This is a genomic window from Mesorhizobium sp. WSM3868, assembly GCF_002294785.1.
In the GTDB taxonomy this organism is placed as follows: Bacteria; Pseudomonadota; Alphaproteobacteria; order Rhizobiales; family Rhizobiaceae; genus Mesorhizobium.
In genome coordinates this window covers 287,824-306,038 of the sequence record NZ_NSGB01000001.1, presented here as the reverse complement: position 1 = coordinate 306,038, position 18,215 = coordinate 287,824, and the positions used below count along the sequence as shown (strand labels likewise).

The window sequence follows — 18,215 nt, the reverse complement described above, 5'->3', positions numbered from 1 at the left end:
AAAGATCATGCTTAGACGATAAGGACATTTTTCGTGCAGACCAATTTTTCAGCCGCGCAGCTCGCTGACCCGCATGTCGCGGAATCGGAGAAGATCCTGCGCAAATGCGTGCATTGCGGCTTCTGCACCGCGACTTGCCCGACCTATGTAACGCTCGGCAACGAGTTGGATTCGCCGCGCGGCCGCATCTATCTCATCAAGGATATGCTGGAGAACGGCCGGCCGGCGGACAAGGAGATCGTCACCCATATCGACCGCTGCCTCTCCTGCCTTGCCTGCATGACGACATGCCCGTCAGGCGTGAATTACATGCATCTGGTCGATCATGCCCGCGCCCACATCGAGCAGACCTACAGACGGCCGCTGCTCGACCGGCTGACCCGCGCCATGCTGGCTTTCGTGCTGCCCTATCCGGGCCGCTTCCGCGCCGCGCTGAAGCTCGCCGGACTCGGCCGGCCATTGATCGGCCTGTTGGAAAAGCTGCCGACCCTGAAGCCGGTCGCCGCCATGCTGAAGCTTGCGCCGTCGTCGACCCCGCCGGCATCGCCGATCGCCTCACCCGGGGTGCATGCGGGGCAGGGCACGAAACGCGGCCGCGTCGCCATCCTCACCGGTTGCGCCCAGTCGGTGCTCGATCCCGCCATCAACGAGGCGACCGTCTCGCTGCTGACGCGGCTCGGCGTCGAGGTCGTGGTGCCGGAAGGCGAGGGCTGCTGCGGCGCGCTGGTGCATCACATGGGCCGCGAGGATCAGGCATTGGCTTCGGCCAGGCAAAATGTCGACGCCTGGATGCGCGCAATCGACCAGGGCGGGCTCGACGCCATCATCATCACCGCGTCCGGCTGCGGCACCACCATCAAGGATTACGGCTTCATGCTGCGTCTCGATCCGGCCTACGCGGAAAAGGCGGCTCGTGTCTCGGCGCTGGCTAAGGATATCACCGAATATCTCGCTGCCCTCGACCTGCCCGAGCCGGTGCGCAAGCCGGGCACGATCGTCGCCTATCATTCCGCCTGCTCGATGCAGCACGGCCAGAAGATCACCCGTCAGCCGAAGGAGCTTTTGGCCAAGGCGGGCTTCGTCGTGCGCGAGCCGCGCGAGGGGCATCTCTGCTGCGGCTCGGCCGGCACCTACAACATCCTGCAGCCCGACATTTCGGCCAAGCTGCGCGACCGCAAGGTGAAAAATATCGAGGCGACCGGGGCCTCGTTGGTGGCCACCGGCAATATCGGCTGCATCACACAGATCGCGTCCGCGGCGAAGCTGCCGGTGGTGCACACGATAAAATTGCTCGACTGGGCCTATGGCGGTCCGAAGCCGGAAGGCGTTTCCGAGAAAAGCCTGGTCGCCCCCGAATAGCTACTCAGCCGCCAGCTGGTCCGCCACACCGTAGGTCGCGCGGTAGAGCGCGCGCTGACGGTTGAGCGCCACCATGGTGTTGCGCAGCAGGATCGCCACCGTCAGCGGGCCGACGCCGCCCGGCACCGGCGTGATCCAGGAAGCGACCTCCTTGACGCTCTCGGTGTCGACATCGCCGGCGATGCGGCTCTCGCCGTCCGGGCCGATCTCGGAATTGATGCCGATGTCGATGACGCAGGCGCCGGGCTTCACCATCTCGGCCTTGATCAGTCGCGGCCTGCCGACGGCGACGAACAGCGCGTCCGCGCGCCGCGCATGCGCCGCCACCGAGCGCGTCATGTGATGGCACACTGTCACTGTCGCACCCTCGCTCATCAGCAGAAAGGCGATCGGCTTGCCGACGATCTCGGAATGGCCGACCACCACCACCTCGAGGCCTTTCAGGTCGAGGCCGGTCTCTTTGAGCAGTTCGACCGATGCGGCCGCCGTGCAGGGCGCGAGGTCGAGCTGGTTGTAGACGATGTTGCCGATCGAGGCCGGATGCATGCCCTCGGCGTCCTTCAGCGGGTGCACCGCCGCTTGCAGCGTCTTGATCGGGATATGCGCCGGCACCGGCCGCTGGATGATGATACCGGTGACGCGCGGATCGGCGTTGAGGCCGTGAATGGCGGCTTCCAGCTCGCCCGCCGTGATGTCGGCGGCAAAGCGCCGTTCCTCGAAGCCGATGCCGGCAAGCCCGGCCTTGGCGCGCTGGTTGCGCACATAGACGTCGACCGCGTCGGTGTCGCCGACGGTGATCGAGACCAGCTTCGACGGGAAGCCTTCCGCTGTGGCGATGGCCGCTTCCTCGCGTACCGAAGCGATGATGCGCTGGGCGACCGGACCGCCCCTGAGATAGCGGCTGTCGTCGGACCGGGTCATAGGTGGAACCTCTGCCTTCTGGAGCAACTCCAGAAGGGCGGTTTTCCGTCCGGAATTGCGTAAAACCAAGATTGTGCGCTGCAATAGCAGAGGTGCGCCGGGAAATCAGCCCCGAATGCGAAGCATGCTGCTTCCGGGGCGACCCGTTGACGGGCTTGAAACGAAAAGGGCAGCGCGGTCTCCCGTGCTGCCCTTTCGTGACTGGCCGTATCCCCACACGGCCCGTCCCCCGTTAACTCGATGCCAGTCTAAGCATGTCTATCAAAGGCGCGCTATGGCTTGAGGGCAACAGCAAGCGCCAAAACTGCTCAGCGCCGCCTAACCGGCTGATTCGCAATTACTATATCACCTCGACGGTTGTTCCGACATTGACGCGCTCGTAGAGGTCGACAACATCCTCGTTGCGCATGCGGATGCAGCCGGAGGACACCGCGCCGCCGATCGTCCAGGGCTGGTTGGTGCCGTGGATGCGGTATTCCGTGGTGCCGAGATAGAGCGCGCGCGCGCCGAGCGGGTTCTCGATGCCGCCGGCCAGATAGGTCGGCAGGTAGCGGCCCTTGGCCGCCTCGCGGGCGATCATCGCCGCCGGCGGGCGCCAGTCCGGCCACACTTTTTTGTCGGTGATCTTGTGCGTGCCCGACCATTCGAAACCGGGCTTGCCGGTGCCGACGCCGTAACGGCGCGCCTTGCCGTCCTTCTCGACCAGATAAAGGAAGTTCTGGTGGGTATCGATGACGATCGTGCCCGGCTTCTGCGGCCCGTCATAGGCGACTTCCTGAGGCAGGTAGATCGGGTTGATCTGTGGCCGCATCACCATGCGCTTGGCAGGCTGCCGCACGGCTGCGGTGCGCTGCTGGTCGGGCTGCGCCTGGAAAAGCCGCCGCAGCGGCTGCTGGGTCGCCTGGCGGCTCGGGCGCACGATCCCTGGCGCATGGCCGAGCTGCAGCACCCAAGGCGCTGAAAGGTCGGGGCTCACTATCACGGGCGGCCTGTCGGCATAACGGTCATTGGCGAAAGAGGTCGTCGCGCCGGCGGCAAGCACCGCGGCTGCGCCGAGCACGAAAGTGAACGCTGTCTTCATCGGAACGCACCTTGATCGTCGAACTCGTCCGAGGGCAGGGAAGAGGCCTCGGCGTGGCGATCCTTGGCGCTGAGCGGCAAGCAAAACATGAATCGAAATGCGTAAAATGCCGACTTGTCAGTAAACTTTGTGGTGTGGTTACCGGCCGGTTCAGGAATCTGGTAAAGCCACCGTAAAACCGACGCTTTGGCGCATTAACGGACGGATTTCCGACAATGGAACAAGAACATGCCGGCCTGCTCGACGGCCCCGACGGTATCACGCGCTGCTTCTGGCACGGCAATCTGCCGGACTATCTGCACTATCACGACCATGAATGGGGCCGGCCCGTAGCGGACGATCGCCGGCTCTTCGAAAAGATCTGCCTCGAAGGTTTCCAGTCCGGTCTCTCCTGGCTGACCATCCTGCGCAAGCGCGAGAATTTCCGCGAGGCTTTCGCCAATTTCGACTTCGACAAGGTGGCGGCGTTCACCGACAAGGATGTCGAGCGTCTGCTCGGCAATGTCGGCATCATCCGCCATCGCGGCAAGATCGTCTCGACCATCAACAACGCCGGGCGCGCCCGTGAAATGGCCGATGAATTCGGCTCGCTGGCCGCCTGGTTCTGGAAGTTCGAGCCGGGGCCTGACGAGCGGCCGACGGTTGTCGACCTCGCCCATCTGCGCGCCAATCCGACGACGGCGGTCTCGGTCCGGATCTCGAAGGAACTGAAGAAGCGCGGCTGGAGCTTCGTCGGCCCGACGACCGTCTACGCCTTTATGCAGGCGATGGGCTTGGTCAACGACCATCTCGAAGGCTGTGTCTGCCGGGCAGAGGTGGAGGCCGAGCGGCAGAGGTTCAAGAGACCGAAATAGCGTCACTTCTACCTGCCCCTTATGGCCCCCTTGTGGGCAGGTCGCGCCGAAGGCGCGGGTCGGGTCGCAAAACCGAGCTCATCGCCTCCGACGCTACGCGTCCGCACATCGTGAGGGTGGGGGAAGATCAGAGGCTGCCGGCGCTTGTCAGAAACAGCCCGGCGATGATGGCCGCCACGGCCGCAAAGGCCGGGTAGATCACCAGCAGTCCGGTCACCAGCGCGTCGCGCACCGTCGGCTTGTGGGCTTCCGCCACGACCTCGAACGGCCCTGCAGGCTGCTGCGCCGGCTTGGGGGTGGCGCTGCCGGCCGGCCGGAGCTTGGCAACCGGCTTGCTCTCGATGATGTCTTCCGTGGTCGTCATGGCCGGAACCCTTATTTCGGCGCGCTTATATGGTCCTCGATTGTGTCGGCAGCATGCCGCGCCGGTGACGCGATTGTTTCGTTCTTGGCGCCGTTTTGTTTCGAAGGCGCGGCCTTTCCTTCTCGCACAAGGAGAAGGGAAGGCGCCAACCCTTGCCGCCCAAGGCGGTATCGTCTAGGACACGCCCGCTCGAAATAAGTCAGCGTTCACATAGCGAAAAGACCCATCCATGGCCGACAAATCGGAAAAGACGAAAGCGCGCCTGCCGCGCGGTTTTGCCGACCGCAGCGCAGAAGACATTCGCGCCGTCGAGAAGATGATGGCGACTATACGCTCGGTCTATGAGCTTTACGGTTTCGAGCCGGTCGACCAGCCGATGATCGAATACACCGACGCGCTGGGCAAATTCCTGCCCGACCAGGACCGGCCGAACGAAGGCGTCTTCTCGTTCCAAGACGATGACGACCAGTGGCTGTCGCTGCGCTACGACCTGACGGCGCCGACGGCGCGCTTCGTCGCCGAGAATTACGACCGCCTGCCGAAACCCTATCGCAGCTACCGGTCCGGCTGGGTGTTCCGCAACGAGAAGCCGGGCCCTGGCCGCTTCCGCCAGTTCATGCAGTTCGACGCCGATACGATCGGCACGCCGGGCGTCGCCGCCGACGCCGAGATGGCGATGATGATGGCCGACGTGATGGAGGCGCTTGGCATCAAGCGCGGCGACTACGTCATCCGCGTCAACAACCGCAAGGTGCTGGACGGGGTGCTGGAGGCGATTGGGCTTGGCGGTGAGGAGAATGCCGGGCGCAGGCTGACGGTGCTGCGCGCCATCGACAAGCTGGACAAGCTCGGGCCGGAAGGCGTGAGGCTGCTGCTTGGCCCGGGACGATGGGATGGCGGCAAGGAAGGCGAAGGCGATTTCGCAAAGGGCGCGGGGCTGAGTGACGCGCAGGCCGAAGCGGTTCTTCTCGCAACGGCAAGGAACGGACAGGCTGGCCAGGATTCCACCGTCGGTGCCAACGCCGTGTATCAGGAAGGCGTCGGCGAACTTGCAACGATTGAAGCTCTGGTCAGGGCTGCAGGATATGGGGAGGACCGCGTTGCGATGGACCGCTCCGTCGTGCGCGGCCTCGAATATTACACCGGCCCGGTCTTCGAGGCCGAGCTGCTGGCCGAGATCCCCAACGACGAAGGTCAGATCGTGCGCTTCGGCTCGGTCGGCGGCGGCGGCCGCTATGACGGGCTGGTCTCGCGTTTCCGCGGCGAGCCGGTACCGGCGACCGGCTTCTCGATCGGCGTCTCGCGGCTGATGACGGCGCTGAAGAACCTCGGCAAGCTCGACACTTCCGACGTCATTGCTCCGGTCGTCGTTCTGGTCATGGACAAGGATACGGAAAGCCTCGGCCGCTACCAGAAGATGGTCGCCGATCTGCGCGCCGCCGGAATTCGCTCGGAGATGTATCTCGGCGGCGCCGGCATGAAGGCGCAGCTGAAATATGCCGACCGCCGCGGCAGCCCGATCGCCGTCATCCAGGGCGGCGACGAGCGCGTCAAGGGAGAGGTGCAGATCAAGGACCTCATCGAAGGCGCGCGCCTGTCGGCCGAGATCACCGATAACGCCGAATGGCGCGCCGCGCGCCCGGCGCAGGTGACGGTGGCGGAGAGCGAGCTGGTCGCCGAGGTGAAGAAGATCCTGGCAGCGCAGGCCGAGGAGCGGGCACGTGGCAAGTAGGGCGCCAACCTCTCCTTCTCCCCTTGTGGGAGAAGGTGGCCGAGCGAAGCTCGGTCGGATGAGGGGTGTTCCAGGGAGCGCCAGCGTCTCATTCCGCCCAGCACCCCTCATCCGTCTCGGCGCTGCGCGCCAATCCACCTTCTCCCACAAGGGGAGAAGGGGAGGTGGCGCTTTATGACTTCCCGCTATCCCGCCATCGCCGCCGACGTCGCAAAACTCTTCGCCGCGCGCGACACCCACGCGGTCGAGGTGGCGGTGCTGCAGCCGGCCGATCCGTTCCTCGATATGGCGGGCGAGGATCTGCGCCGCCGCATCTTTCTGACCGAGAGCGAGACCGGCAAGACGCTGTGCCTCAGGCCCGAATTCACCATCCCGGTCTGCCTCGACCACATTGCCAGCCAGGCGGGCACGCCGCGGCGCTATTCCTATCTCGGCGAAGTGTTCCGACAGCGCCGCGAGGGCGGCAACGAGTTCTTCCAGGCCGGTATCGAGGATCTCGGCGATCGTGATACCGCCGCCGCTGACGCGCGCTCGCTGGCCGACGCGCACGCGCTGCTCTCGCTGGTGCTGCCCAGCGTGCCGCTCGCCATCACGCTCGGCGACCAGACCTTGTTCGAGGCGGTGCTGGCCGCGCTCGGCCTGCCGCGTGGCTGGCGCATGCGCCTCGCCCGCGCCTTCGGCTCGGCGTCGATGCTGGAAGCGGCCCTTGCCGACCTCGCCAATCCGCCGCGCAACAGCCAGCTGTCGGGTCCGGTGGCCTTGCTGGTGCTCGACAGCGATACCGACGGCCTCGCCGCTTATATCGCCGCCGGCATGGAAGAGGCCGGGCTGTCGGCCTCCTCGGGCCGCGCCCCGGCCGACATCGCGCGGCGGTTGATCGAGAAGGCGCAACTGCGCAGCGTGCGGCTGTCCGACGAGGCGTTCTCGGCGTTGAAAGGATTTCTCGAGATCGACGTCGCGCTGGGCGGAGCAACTGAGGCGCTGGAAAAATTCGCCGCCGCTGCCGGCCTGTCCCTTGGCGCGGCGCTCGAAAATTTCGCCGCCCGCGCCGAGGCGATCGCGGCGCATGGCCTGCCGGTCGAAAAGATCCGCTATGACGCCGCCTTCGGCCGTCCGCTCGATTACTATACCGGTCTCGTCTTCGAGATTGCTGCCCAGGGTGGCGACCGTCCGCTGGTGGGCGGCGGTCGTTACGACCGGCTGCTGACGCTGCTCGGCGCGAAGAAGCCTATCCCCGGCGTCGGCTTCTCGGTGTGGCTCGACCGCATCGAAGCACTGCGGGAGCCCACGCGATGATCACGCTGGCGATCCCATCCAAGGGCCGTCTCAAGGAGCAGTCGCTTGAAGTCCTGGCCAAGGCCGGACTGGCGGTCACTCTGCCCGAGGACGACCGCAAATACCGCGCCCGGATCGAGGGCCTCGACAATGTCGAAGTGGCCTTCCTCTCCGCGTCCGAGATCGCCGGCGAGATCGGCCAGGGCGCGGTCGATCTCGGCATCACCGGCGAGGATCTGCTGCGCGAAAACCTCGCCGACTGGGAAGCGCGCGCCGAGATCGTCGCCCGTCTGGGCTTCGGTCATGCCGATGTCGTGGTGGCGGTGCCGGATATCTGGCTCGACGTCGATACCATGGCCGATCTCGATGATGTCGCCGCCGATTTCCGCCAGCGTCATGGCCGGCGGCTCAGGATTGCCACCAAATACTGGCGGCTGACCCAGCAGTTCTTTTCGCTGAAGCACGGCATCCAGGTCTACCGCATCGTCGAAAGCCTCGGCGCCACCGAAGGCGCACCGGCGGCCGGCCTTGCCGACGTCATCGTCGACATCACCACCACCGGCTCGACGCTGCGCGCCAACCATCTCAAGGTGCTGAGCGATGGGATAATCCTGAAGTCGCAGGCCTGTCTCGTTGCTTCCAGGAAGGTGCGCGACGCGGCCGATGAGGCACAGTTGCGTGGCATCGCAGCGAAGATGGCTGCGCTGGTCGCTTAACCGGTACCTTCGGCGGGTTTCCACCGTCCCGGCAGGCTGATAGGCTGGCTCATCCCGGGAGGAGACGGCGATGGCGATCAAACTCGACGAGCTCATGAACGCCACCAATCTGCGCGGGCGCGGAACGCATGGCACCTTCATTGCTCCGATGGACGGCAGGGCGCATGTCTCGGGCGACCGTTCGGCGCCGTTGCTCGACAAAACCATTCCGGAACTCTTCTCCGATACGGTGAGCAGATACGCCACGCTCGATGCCGCGGTCTTCGTCGGCCAAGACAAGCGCTTCACCTGGAGCGAGCTGTCGGATGCGGTCGACGCGCTGGCCGCCGGCTTCCTGGCGCTCGGCCTGGAGAAGGGCGATCGCGTCGGCATCTGGTCGCCCAACCGCTGGGAATGGCTGGTGACGCAGTTCGCCACCGCGCGCATCGGCCTGATCCTGGTCAACATCAACCCGGCCTACCGGCTGAGCGAGCTGGAATATGCGCTCAACAAGGTCGGTTGCAAGGCGCTGGTCACGGCGGTCAGCTTCAAGACCTCCGACTATCTAGGCATGATCCAGACGCTGGCGCCGGAGATCGCCAAGGGCGAGCCCGGCAAGCTCGAGGCAAAGAAGCTGCCGTCGCTGAAGATCGTCATCCGCATGGGCGAGGATAACTCGCCCGGCATGTTCAATTTCGGCGATGTGCTGGCAATGGCCGGACGCGACGAGCATGACAGCCTCGATCGCATCTCCGAAAGCCTGAAGCCCGGCGACGCCATCAACATTCAGTTCACCAGCGGAACGACGGGCGCGCCGAAGGGCGCGACCCTCACCCATTTGAACATCGTCAACAACGGCAGCTTCGTCACCTCGGCGATCGAGCTCACCGTCGACGACCGGCTCTGCATCCCTGTGCCGCTCTATCATTGCTTCGGCATGTCGATGGGCACGATGGGCTGCGTCACCAAAGGCGCCACGATGGTCTTCCCGGGCGAAGGTTTTGACGCGGGCGCGACGCTCAGAGCCGTCGCGCAGGAACGTTGCACCGGCCTTTATGGCGTGCCGACCATGTTCGTCGCCATGCTCGATCATGCCGATTTCTCTAGCTTCGACCTCTCCAGCCTGCGCACCGGCATCATGGCCGGCTCGCCATGCCCGATAGAGGTGATGAAGAAGGTGGTGTTGCTGATGCATATGGCGCAAGTGACCATTGCCTATGGCATGACCGAGACCAGTCCGGTTTCTTTCCAGAGCAGCGTCGACGACCCGCTGGAAAAACGCGTCTCCACGGTCGGCCGCATCCATCCGCATGTCGAGGTCAAGGCGATCGGCGCCGATGGCGCCACCGTCGCGGTCGGCGAGCCGGGCGAGCTCTGCACACGCGGCTATTCGGTGATGAAGGGCTATTGGGACGACGCGGAAAAAACCCGCGAGGCGATCGACGCTGACGGCTGGATGCACACCGGCGACCTCGCGACGATCGACGCGGAGGGCTATTGCAACATTGTCGGCCGGGTGAAGGACATGGTGATCCGCGGTGGCGAGAACGTCTATCCGCGCGAGGTCGAGGAATTCCTCTACCGCCACCCCAAGATCAAGGAAGTGCAGGTCTTCGGCATTCCCGACGACAAATATGGCGAGGAGATCTGCGCCTGGATCGTGCTGAAGCCCGGCCAGATCGCCACCGCTGAGGAGATCAAGGCCTTCTGCAGCGGCCAGATCGCGCATTACAAGGTGCCGCGCTACATCCGCTTCCGCACGGAGCTGCCGATGACGGTGACCGGCAAGCCGCAGAAATTCCTGATGCGCGAGGCAATGGTGGAGGAACTGGGGCTGGTGGCGCAGAAGACGGCGTGAGGCGGGATTGATCCGGAAATATTCAGCCTTCGCAAAACGCGCTCGAAGCGCAACTGCCGACCACGCGTTTGGATGGGATTATGGACAACGAGTTCCCAAATTTTGCGGCGCTGAAGGCCGCCAAAATCGAAAATGTGGACTATCGCATCGTCGTGCGGCGTGGCACTCGAACCGGCAATGCGATCGTCCTCGCCCCGCACGGTGGGAAGATCGAGCCCCGCACCTCGCTGATTGCCGAGACGGTGGCAGGGAGCGATCTGGATCTGTATTGCTTTGAAGGACTGATGCCGCACAGCAATCGCGAGTTGCACATAACGTCAAATAACTTTGACGAGGAATCCGCGCTCGACTTGGTGCGGGCGAAGTCGATTGTCGTTGCTATCCATGGTCGCCAGGATCGGGACGATCCCTCGACAATCTATATGGGCGGCAAGGATGCCGCGCTGATTACAGAGATAGTTCGGCGCCTCCAGGAAGCCGGCTTCAACACCAAAAGGGACAACCATATTTTTCCAGGCATCGGCGATTTGAACATCGTCAATCGTGGATTGACCGGCAAAGGAGCGCAGCTGGAGATACCCTTCTCCCTGCGCCAGCGGCTGGGGAACGAACCGGAACTTTTGCGAAAATTCTGCACGGCGGTTCGCAAGGCGATTGACACCGTCGATGCCAGAAGCCGTTCGATCGTTTCCTAAAGCCGCCTCACCCTAGACCGGCAAGGGGGAGCACGTCACGCACGCGTAAAGTCCTGGCGCGGATGCTTTGAGGTTGGTGATTGCCGGGGCGGGAAACGGCGTAGACCACGGCATCTCGAGGTTTCGGTGCGCTGGAACAGCCGGCGCCGCAACTCCTCGAGCATCCTCGGCAGCAGCGGATCGGCTTCTCGGAAGAAGTCGAACGCCGGGCGATCGGTCCGTCCACTTCGCAATGATGTCGGCTGGGGTGTTTCCCACAGGCTTTTCCGCTAAATTCGCGGAAACGCAGGGGCTCCAATGACTGGTTTCGCGCGGTCGGTGACTTCCTACACGATGCCATTGGCCGCCCTGGTGATGGCTGTCGCGGTCAGAGCCAGCGGCCTTTCGGTGGACGAAGGTTCGCTGAGCATCAGGATTGTCGTTGGAGCACTTTCGAGTGCGATCATGTTCATCACCATTTTCGTGGTGCTCGACCACGCCGAGGGAGTGGCCCGGCGCGTGGGGGAGCCGTACGGGACGTTGGTGCTGACCTTTGCCGTGACGGCAATCGAAGTGTCGATCATCGTTTCCATGATGCTGCATGGAGAGAACAACCCGACATTGGCGCGCGAATCCGTTTTCTCGACAGTGATGATTATCTCCACCGGCGTCGTCGGTACGTGTCTCACGCTTGGCGGCTGGCGTCATCGCAAGCAGGCAATCGTTCGGCAAGGGACCAGCGCGTATCTCGCGGTTCTGATCGCGCTGACTGTCATGACGCTCGTCCTGCCGACCTACACCCAGACGACGGATCCAGGCACGTTTTCGGCAGGCCAGCTTGGTTTTGTGAGCGTCCTTTCAGTGCTGCTCTATGCAAGCTTCGTGTTCGCCCAGACCGTTCGGCACCGGGACGACTTCGTCCAGGAACGGGCGCACGGGGTTTCGATGCGAACTGCCCTTCACGAAAGCCTTTCTCTCGGCGTTCTGCTACTGCTGAGCGGGCTGATCGGCATCGTCATGCTGGCCGAGCAGGTCGCCGCAGGTGTCGAGGACACGCTCGTTGCCTACCAGGTGACGCAGGCCGACAGCATCGTGGGAGCGATGATCGCCGGGCTGGTTTTGATGCCGGAGGCCATTTCGGCGGTTCGCGCCTCGCTCAACAATGAGCTGCAGCGCGGCCTCAACGTTGCGATGGGTTCGGCCTGCGCCACCATCGGTCTGACGATACCGGCGGTCGCGGCCGCCAGCCTGCTGACAGGCCGAGGGTTAACCCTTGGGCTTCCGGCGGCTGATGCGGTACTTTTGGCCCTGGCTCTTTTCATTTGCAGCGTAAGCTTCAGCACCGAAAGAACGACATTCCTGACCGGAATGGTTCATATTGTGGTGTTCTTTACCTACGTATTTCTAATATTTGTGCCGTAAAGGCTGGCAATCGAACGCAGGGTAGAGAACACGAGGTTGGGGAACCGCACTATCGGATTTTCGAAGCGGGCAGCGTTAGCTCGGGTAAGCAGCAGAAGCTTCCGATACCAGGCGTTGGCTGAGAACTGGGATTGGGAAAGTTCAGAATCCAGGGTCAGCCCGCCAGCACCGCCTGATCCAATCCCCGTATGATCTTTGCCAGTTCCACGCATTCGTCCTGGCGCACCTTGTTGCGCCGCCATGCGAGGCAGATCATGCGCTGCGGCATCGGCTCCTGGAACGGCACGATCTTCAGGTCCGGCATGACGCCCGCGGCGTTTGCCGCCATTTCCGGAACCAGCGTCACGCCCAGCCCATGCGCCACCATCTGCAAGAGGGTGGTGAGACTGGTGGCGCCATAGCTTGCCATCGCCACCGGTCGAACATTGCCACAGACGGCCAGAGCCTGTTCGCGCAGGCAATGGCCTTCCTCGAGCAGCATCAGCCGTTCCAGCGCCGGGCTTTCCGGCGGCACGGGCGGCGAGGCGAAAGCCGGATCGCCGGCGGGGACCGCAAGGAAGAAGCGGTCCGGGAAGAGCTCTTCCGTGACGAGCCCCGGATGGTCGAGCGGCAGCGCGGCGATGAAAGCGTCGAGCTTGCCCGAGACATTGTCCTCGACCAACGATGCCGTCAGCGCCTCGCGCAGTTCGAGCTGCAGGCCCGGGAAATGCTTCTTCAATTCCGGCAGGACCCGCGGCAGGAGATAGGGCGCTACGGTCGGGATGATGCCCAGCCGGAAGCGGCCTTCCATCGCGGGGCGACCGCGCCGGGCGGTCGTCTCGACGTCACGTATGTCGGCAAGAATGCGCTCGATGCGCGGCTGCAGCACAAGCGCTTCGTCCGTCATCCGCACCGTCTTGCCGCCGCGCTCGAACAGAAGACAGTTCAGCCGCTCTTCCATTTCGGCGATCTGGGCGGAGAGCGCCGGCTGGCTGACGCCGGCAAGCTTCGCGGCGCGGCCGAAATGCAGCGTCTGCGCCAGCGCGTCGAAATAAAGCATCTGTCGCACGGTGAGGCCGATCATAAGGAAAGCTTATCAAAACGAACAGGAAAGGCAATTTGTCTTTATCGCCCAGCCGGCCTAGGCTGGAATCGTTCCAGATTGGCGCGGCCGCTGGCCGGCCCCGAAATCTGCGCAGAATCAATCTCGGAAAAATCAAAACCCTGGAGAGTAAGATGGACGCGAAAACCGACGACAACAGCGCTGGCAAATGCCCCGTGGCGCATGGATCCGCCGGCAGGACCAATCGGGATTGGTGGCCGAATCTGCTCGACCTTGGCGTTCTTCATCAGCAGTCGAGCCTCTCGGACCCGATGGGCGAGGATTTCGACTATGCCACGGAATTCCGGAGCCTCGATCTCGATGCCGTGATCAAGGACCTGCACCATGTGATGACCGACTCGCAGGACTGGTGGCCGGCCGATTTCGGCCATTACGGACCGCTCTTCATCCGCATGGCCTGGCACAGTGCCGGCACCTATCGCATCGGCGACGGGCGTGGCGGCGCCGGTGCGGGCCAGCAGCGGTTCGCGCCGCTGAACAGCTGGCCGGACAATGCCAATCTCGACAAGGCACGCCGGCTGCTGTGGCCGGTCAAACAGAAATACGGCCGCAAGATCTCCTGGGCTGACCTGATGATCCTGGCCGGCAACGTCGCGCTGGAATCGATGGGTTTCAAGACCTTCGGCTTCGCCGGCGGCCGTGCCGACGTGTGGGAGCCGGAGCAGGACGTCGATTGGGGCTCCGAAACGAAGTGGCTGGACGACCAGCGCTATTCCGGCGACCGTGAACTGCAGGGCCATCTCGGCGCCGTTCAGATGGGCCTGATCTACGTCAACCCGGAAGGCCCGAACGGCAAGCCGGATCCGGTCGCCGCGGCCCGCGACATCCGCGAGACCTTCCGCCGTATGGCCATGAATGACGAAGAGACTGTGGCGCTGATCGCCGGCGGCCATACCTTCGGCAAGACCCATGGCGCCGGCGATGCCGCGCTGGTGGGCGCGGAGCCCGAAGGTGCCGGCATCGAAGCGCAGGGCCTTGGCTGGTCGAGCAAACATGCCACCGGCATTGCCGGTGACGCCATCACCTCGGGGCTGGAAGTCACCTGGACCACGACGCCGACCAGATGGAGCAACAATTTCTTCGACAACCTGTTCAACTTCGAATGGGAGCTGACGAAGAGCCCGGCCGGTGCCAATCAGTGGACGCCGAAGGGCGGCGCCGGCGCCGGCACGGTTCCGGACGCGCATAATCCCTCCAGGCGTCACGCTCCGGCCATGCTCACCACCGATCTCGCGCTGCGCTTCGATCCGGCCTATGAGAAGATCTCGCGTCGCTTCCATCAGAACCCGGATCAGTTCGCCGACGCTTTCGCCCGCGCCTGGTTCAAGCTCACCCATCGCGACATGGGCCCGGTGGTGCGTTATCTCGGCCCGCTCGTGCCGAAGGAAGAACTGATCTGGCAGGATCCGATCCCGGCGATCGACCACGAGCTGGTCAGCGAAGAGGATATCGCCGCGCTGAAGGCGAAGATCCTGGCCTCCGGCCTTGCGGTTCCTGAACTGGTCTCAACCGCCTGGGCCTCGGCCTCGACCTTCCGCGGCTCGGACAAGCGCGGCGGCGCCAATGGCGGCCGCATCCGTCTCAGCCCGCAGAAGGACTGGGAAGTCAACCAGCCGGCCCAGCTTTCGAAGGTGCTGGTGAAGCTCGAAGCCATCCAGCAGGAGTTCAACGCGGTGCAGGCTGGCGAGAAGAAGATCTCGCTCGCCGACCTGATCGTGCTCGGCGGCGCCGCCGCGATCGAGAAGGCCGCGAAGGACGGCGGCAATGAGGTGAACGTGCCCTTCACGCCAGGCCGCATGGACGCTTCGCAGGAGCAGACCGATGTCGAATCCTTCGCGGCACTCGAGCCGAGGGCCGACGGCTTCCGCAACTATGTCCGCGGCAGGCTGCCCATGTCCGTCGAAGCGATGCTGGTCGACCGTGCGCAGCTCCTCACGCTGACGGCGCCGGAAATGACGGTGCTGGTCGGCGGCCTGCGCGTGCTCGGCGCCAATCATGGCGGCTCAAAGCACGGCGTGTTCACCGACAGGCCGGGCACGCTGACCAACGACTTCTTCATCAACCTGCTCAGCATGGCGACCATCTGGGATCCGGCGGCCGGCTCCGAGCCAGACTCGGATGAGGTCTATGAGGCGCGCGACCGCAAGACCAAGCAAGTCAAGTGGACCGGCACCCGCGCCGACCTGATCTTCGGCTCGCACTCGCAATTGCGTGCGCTGGCCGAGGTTTACGGCTCGGCGGATGCCAAGCAGAAGTTCGTCAAGGACTTCGTGAAGGCGTGGACGAAGGTGATGAATCTCGACCGGTTCGAACTGGTCGCGAAGTAAAGCAGGTCTCCCGAGAGTGGGAACCGGTTTCGGGACAAAGACATGCGCAAATAAAAAAACTAAAGCGCACGGAGCGAAACTGAAAGATCGCGATACGCTTTAGGTCTCATCCTCCCAAAAAAAGGCGCGGGTTCATGCCCGCGCCTTTTGCATTGGGTAAAGTAGCTATCAGTCTTTTTCGAAGATGCCCGCCTTGGCGACGATGCCGGCGATCGCCCCGCCGATCAGTGGCGCGACGATGAACAGCCAGAGCTGGCCGAGCGCCGCCCCGCCCGAAAACAGCGCCGGGCCGATCGAGCGCGCCGGATTGACCGAAGTGCCCGTCACCGGGATCATGGCAAAGTGGAGCCCTGCCAGCGTCAGGCCTATCACCAGGCCGGCAAAGGCCGTCATGTGCTTGGCGTTGGTGACGCCGAGAATGACGGTGACGAAGGTGAAGGTGCCGATCAGCTCCCACAGGAAGGCCGAGCTCATGCCCCATTTCGCCTCGTCCCAGCCATTGGCGCCGAAGCCCCCGGTGTGGCCGCCGGCCTGACCGGTGACGATGATCCACAGCGCCAGCGAAGCGATGATGGCGCCGATGATCTGCGCGATCCAGTAAGGCACGACTTCCCTCGCCGGCATCCGCCCCGCAAGGAACACGCCGAGCGTCACCGCCGGATTGAGATGCGCGCCCGAGATCGGGCCGATCGCATAGGCCGCGGCGATCAAGCCGATGCCGAACGCCAGGCCGATACCTTCCTGTCCGAGCGGCAGCGCGCCGCCGAAGCCGCCCGTGACCACGGAGGCCGTGCCGATGAACACCAACAGAAACGTGCCTAGAACTTCTGCCAGATAAGTCTTCATTGCCCTCTCCTCATAGGGATCCGCCAGACCGCGTTTTCCGCGTCGCGAATCACAGACGAAAGAGTATTCCTGCCGGCAAAACTTGGAAAGCTGAGTGTTAAGCCAGCGGTCTTGCTTTGCATTCGCCAGTCAAGACATTAGAGAAGTTTGATGTGCGAGGCGTTTTTCTTGTTATCCGCTGACCGCCGACTGCCGCGAAAGAACCTTCCGCCTGTTGCATGGACGATGGCATGGGACAGGTCGTTTTGGCTTCACCGCAAGAGAAGTGTTTCAATCGGAGCCGGAAAGGCTCTAAGAGCAGGGCTGGAAGCAACGATAGACGGAAGCAGGAATGAGACTGGGCGGAAGGCTGGCGGCGGCCATCGAAGTGCTTGAAGACATCGGCCGGCGGCATCGGCCAGTGGCCGACGCCTTGCGCGACTGGGGCTTGTCGCACCGCTTTGCCGGTGGCGGCGACCGCGCGGCTATCGGCAACATCGTCTACGACGCGCTGCGCCGCAAGCGCTCGGCCGGCTGGCTCTTCGGCGAGGAGACGCCGCGCGCCATCGGCTTCGGCGCGTTGCTGCTGGAATGGGGCCAGACGGCGCGGTCGCTGAATGACGCTCTCGACGGCGACAAATTCGCGCCGCCGCTGCTCAGCGCCGCCGAACTGAAAGCGGCAGCCTCCGGCAGGCTCGCCGATGCGCCGGCTGCCGTGCGGGCCGATGTTCCGGACTGGTGCGCGCCGCTTCTCGAGCACGCCTATGGCGATGCCTGGGTCGAAGAGGGCGCGGCTCTCGCGATGCGCCCGCCGCTGGACCTCAGGGTCAATGCGCTGCAGGCAGACCGCGGCAAGGTGCTGGCGGAACTCCGGGGCACCGGTGCAGCAGCTGCCGCAATCGCGCCGCACGGCATTCGCATCCCGCCGATCAATGGCGACGGCAGGCATCCGAACGTCCAGGCCGAGCCCGCCTTCCAGAAAGGCTGGTTCGAGGTGCAGGACGAGGGCTCGCAGCTTGCAGCAGCGCTCGCCGGCGCCGAGCCAGGCATGCAGGTGCTCGACTATTGCGCGGGCGCCGGGGGCAAGACCCTGGCGCTTTCGGCAGAGATGGACAATCGCGGCCAGGTCTTCGCCCATGATGCGGAAAAGGTGCGGCTGGCGCCGATCTTCGAGCGCATCCGCCGCGCGCACAGCCGCAACATCCAGGTCGTCAGCAAGCCCGCGGAACTCGCGCCGCTCACCGGTCATATGGACCTCGTGCTGATCGATGCGCCCTGCACCGGCAGCGGCACCTGGCGGCGGCGCCCCGACGCCAAGTGGCGGCTGACGGACAGACAGCTCGACGCCCGCAAAGGCGAGCAGCAGGCGATCCTCGACATGGCGCAGGCTTTCGTGAAGCCCGGCGGGCTGCTCGTCTACATCACCTGCTCGGTGTTCGATGCCGAAAACGGCGAGCAGGTCGCCGCCTTCCGCGAGCGCCACGGCGACTTTGCGCCGGTCGACCACCGCCAGCTCTGGGACGGCCGTTTCCCCGGCCACGAGAGCGCTGCGCGTATTGGCGAAGCCGGTGGCATCTCGCTGTCGCCGGCGCTCAGTGGCACTGACGGGTTTTATTTCCACGCCCTGCGCAGGGCCGCATGAGGGCAGCCGGTATTTGCTGCGCTGCAACATAAGAGATTGCCTGTCCTGCCTGCCTCTGCAATAAGCTTCGCCAGCAAAAATGAG

General features: G+C 64.2%; 15 protein-coding genes. 10 read left to right on the top strand and 5 right to left on the bottom strand.

Features of this window, described 5'->3' with window-relative positions; genetic code table 11:
- Positions 1 to 33: 33 nt before the first annotated feature.
- Positions 34 to 1,359, top strand: coding sequence for a glycolate oxidase subunit GlcF (gene glcF / locus CK221_RS01360; RefSeq protein WP_095776377.1), 1,326 nt, complete (start codon positions 34 to 36; stop codon positions 1,357 to 1,359).
- Here the strand turns inward: glcF and CK221_RS01355 are convergent, their stop codons facing one another.
- Together CK221_RS01355 and CK221_RS01350 are read right to left on the bottom strand one after the other, a co-directional pair.
- Entirely contained in the window at positions 1,360 to 2,280 is a 921-nt protein-coding gene (locus tag CK221_RS01355; protein WP_095776376.1) for a bifunctional 5,10-methylenetetrahydrofolate dehydrogenase/5,10-methenyltetrahydrofolate cyclohydrolase, read from the bottom strand. It lies immediately after the preceding gene.
- A 340-nt stretch (positions 2,281 to 2,620) separates the two neighbouring features.
- Positions 2,621 to 3,361, bottom strand: a complete 741-nt coding sequence (locus CK221_RS01350) for a L,D-transpeptidase (protein ID WP_095776375.1) — start codon at positions 3,359 to 3,361, stop codon at positions 2,621 to 2,623.
- Between the two features lie 215 nt (positions 3,362 to 3,576).
- Between CK221_RS01350 and CK221_RS01345 the strand changes: the two genes are divergently transcribed.
- The gene (locus CK221_RS01345; protein ID WP_095776374.1) at positions 3,577 to 4,215 is read left to right on the top strand and encodes a DNA-3-methyladenine glycosylase I; all 639 of its coding nucleotides are present in this window, start codon (positions 3,577 to 3,579) and stop codon (positions 4,213 to 4,215) included.
- A 127-nt stretch (positions 4,216 to 4,342) separates the two neighbouring features.
- On the opposite strand, the gene CK221_RS01340 is transcribed toward CK221_RS01345, so the two are convergent.
- A complete protein-coding gene (locus CK221_RS01340) occupies positions 4,343 to 4,579 on the bottom strand; it encodes a hypothetical protein (RefSeq protein WP_066989234.1) in 237 nt (78 codons plus the stop codon).
- Positions 4,580 to 4,808: 229 nt separating this feature from the next.
- Here CK221_RS01340 and hisS point away from each other — a divergent pair, with 229 nt between their 5' ends.
- The 6 genes from hisS (at position 4,809) to CK221_RS01310 (ending at position 12,235) form a co-directional block, all read left to right on the top strand.
- On the top strand, positions 4,809 to 6,311 hold the full coding sequence (gene hisS / locus CK221_RS01335) for a histidine--tRNA ligase (protein WP_095776373.1): 1,503 nt from the start codon (positions 4,809 to 4,811) through the stop codon (positions 6,309 to 6,311).
- Between the two features lie 174 nt (positions 6,312 to 6,485).
- Complete coding sequence (locus CK221_RS01330; RefSeq protein WP_066989230.1) at positions 6,486 to 7,607, top strand: ATP phosphoribosyltransferase regulatory subunit; 1,122 nt, start codon at positions 6,486 to 6,488, stop codon at positions 7,605 to 7,607.
- On the top strand, positions 7,604 to 8,302 hold the full coding sequence (gene hisG / locus CK221_RS01325) for an ATP phosphoribosyltransferase (RefSeq protein ID WP_095776372.1): 699 nt from the start codon (positions 7,604 to 7,606) through the stop codon (positions 8,300 to 8,302). The genes CK221_RS01330 and hisG overlap by 4 nt, the downstream gene beginning before the upstream one ends.
- 70 nt (positions 8,303 to 8,372) lie before the next feature.
- Positions 8,373 to 10,139: an AMP-binding protein gene (locus CK221_RS01320; protein WP_095776371.1), complete on the top strand. Its 1,767-nt coding sequence runs from the start codon at positions 8,373 to 8,375 to the stop codon at positions 10,137 to 10,139.
- An 80-nt stretch (positions 10,140 to 10,219) separates the two neighbouring features.
- On the top strand, positions 10,220 to 10,834 hold the full coding sequence (locus CK221_RS01315) for a poly-gamma-glutamate hydrolase family protein (protein ID WP_095776370.1): 615 nt from the start codon (positions 10,220 to 10,222) through the stop codon (positions 10,832 to 10,834).
- Positions 10,835 to 11,131: 297 nt separating this feature from the next.
- Positions 11,132 to 12,235, top strand: coding sequence for an ionic transporter (locus CK221_RS01310; RefSeq protein ID WP_095776369.1), 1,104 nt, complete (start codon positions 11,132 to 11,134; stop codon positions 12,233 to 12,235).
- 154 nt (positions 12,236 to 12,389) lie between these two features.
- Here the strand turns inward: CK221_RS01310 and CK221_RS01305 are convergent, their stop codons facing one another.
- Positions 12,390 to 13,298: a hydrogen peroxide-inducible genes activator gene (locus tag CK221_RS01305; RefSeq protein WP_095776368.1), complete on the bottom strand. Its 909-nt coding sequence runs from the start codon at positions 13,296 to 13,298 to the stop codon at positions 12,390 to 12,392.
- A gap of 152 nt (positions 13,299 to 13,450) precedes the next feature.
- On the opposite strand from CK221_RS01305, the gene katG reads away from it, so the two are divergent.
- A complete protein-coding gene (gene katG, locus CK221_RS01300; RefSeq protein ID WP_095776367.1) occupies positions 13,451 to 15,664 on the top strand; it encodes a catalase/peroxidase HPI in 2,214 nt (737 codons plus the stop codon).
- A 168-nt stretch (positions 15,665 to 15,832) separates the two neighbouring features.
- On the opposite strand, the gene CK221_RS01295 is transcribed toward katG, so the two are convergent.
- On the bottom strand, positions 15,833 to 16,510 hold the full coding sequence (locus tag CK221_RS01295; protein WP_066989218.1) for an MIP family channel protein: 678 nt from the start codon (positions 16,508 to 16,510) through the stop codon (positions 15,833 to 15,835).
- A 331-nt stretch (positions 16,511 to 16,841) separates the two neighbouring features.
- Between CK221_RS01295 and CK221_RS01290 the strand changes: the two genes are divergently transcribed.
- Positions 16,842 to 18,131: an RsmB/NOP family class I SAM-dependent RNA methyltransferase gene (locus tag CK221_RS01290; RefSeq protein ID WP_095776366.1), complete on the top strand. Its 1,290-nt coding sequence runs from the start codon at positions 16,842 to 16,844 to the stop codon at positions 18,129 to 18,131.
- The last annotated feature ends 84 nt before the right edge of the window (positions 18,132 to 18,215 follow it).

Coding starts and splice junctions, on each gene's coding strand:
- CK221_RS01355 (WP_095776376.1), bottom strand. CDS start 2,280: ATGACCCGGTCCGACGACAGCCGCTATCTCAGGGGCGGTCCGGTCGCC.
- CK221_RS01295 (WP_066989218.1), bottom strand. CDS start 16,510: ATGAAGACTTATCTGGCAGAAGTTCTAGGCACGTTTCTGTTGGTGTTC.
- CK221_RS01290 (WP_095776366.1), top strand. CDS start 16,842: ATGAGACTGGGCGGAAGGCTGGCGGCGGCCATCGAAGTGCTTGAAGAC.
- CK221_RS01320 (WP_095776371.1), top strand. CDS start 8,373: ATGGCGATCAAACTCGACGAGCTCATGAACGCCACCAATCTGCGCGGG.
- CK221_RS01310 (WP_095776369.1), top strand. CDS start 11,132: ATGACTGGTTTCGCGCGGTCGGTGACTTCCTACACGATGCCATTGGCC.
- hisG (WP_095776372.1), top strand. CDS start 7,604: ATGATCACGCTGGCGATCCCATCCAAGGGCCGTCTCAAGGAGCAGTCG.
- CK221_RS01305 (WP_095776368.1), bottom strand. CDS start 13,298: ATGATCGGCCTCACCGTGCGACAGATGCTTTATTTCGACGCGCTGGCG.
- CK221_RS01315 (WP_095776370.1), top strand. CDS start 10,220: ATGGACAACGAGTTCCCAAATTTTGCGGCGCTGAAGGCCGCCAAAATC.
- CK221_RS01345 (WP_095776374.1), top strand. CDS start 3,577: ATGGAACAAGAACATGCCGGCCTGCTCGACGGCCCCGACGGTATCACG.
- CK221_RS01340 (WP_066989234.1), bottom strand. CDS start 4,579: ATGACGACCACGGAAGACATCATCGAGAGCAAGCCGGTTGCCAAGCTC.
- katG (WP_095776367.1), top strand. CDS start 13,451: ATGGACGCGAAAACCGACGACAACAGCGCTGGCAAATGCCCCGTGGCG.
- CK221_RS01330 (WP_066989230.1), top strand. CDS start 6,486: ATGACTTCCCGCTATCCCGCCATCGCCGCCGACGTCGCAAAACTCTTC.
- CK221_RS01350 (WP_095776375.1), bottom strand. CDS start 3,361: ATGAAGACAGCGTTCACTTTCGTGCTCGGCGCAGCCGCGGTGCTTGCC.
- hisS (WP_095776373.1), top strand. CDS start 4,809: ATGGCCGACAAATCGGAAAAGACGAAAGCGCGCCTGCCGCGCGGTTTT.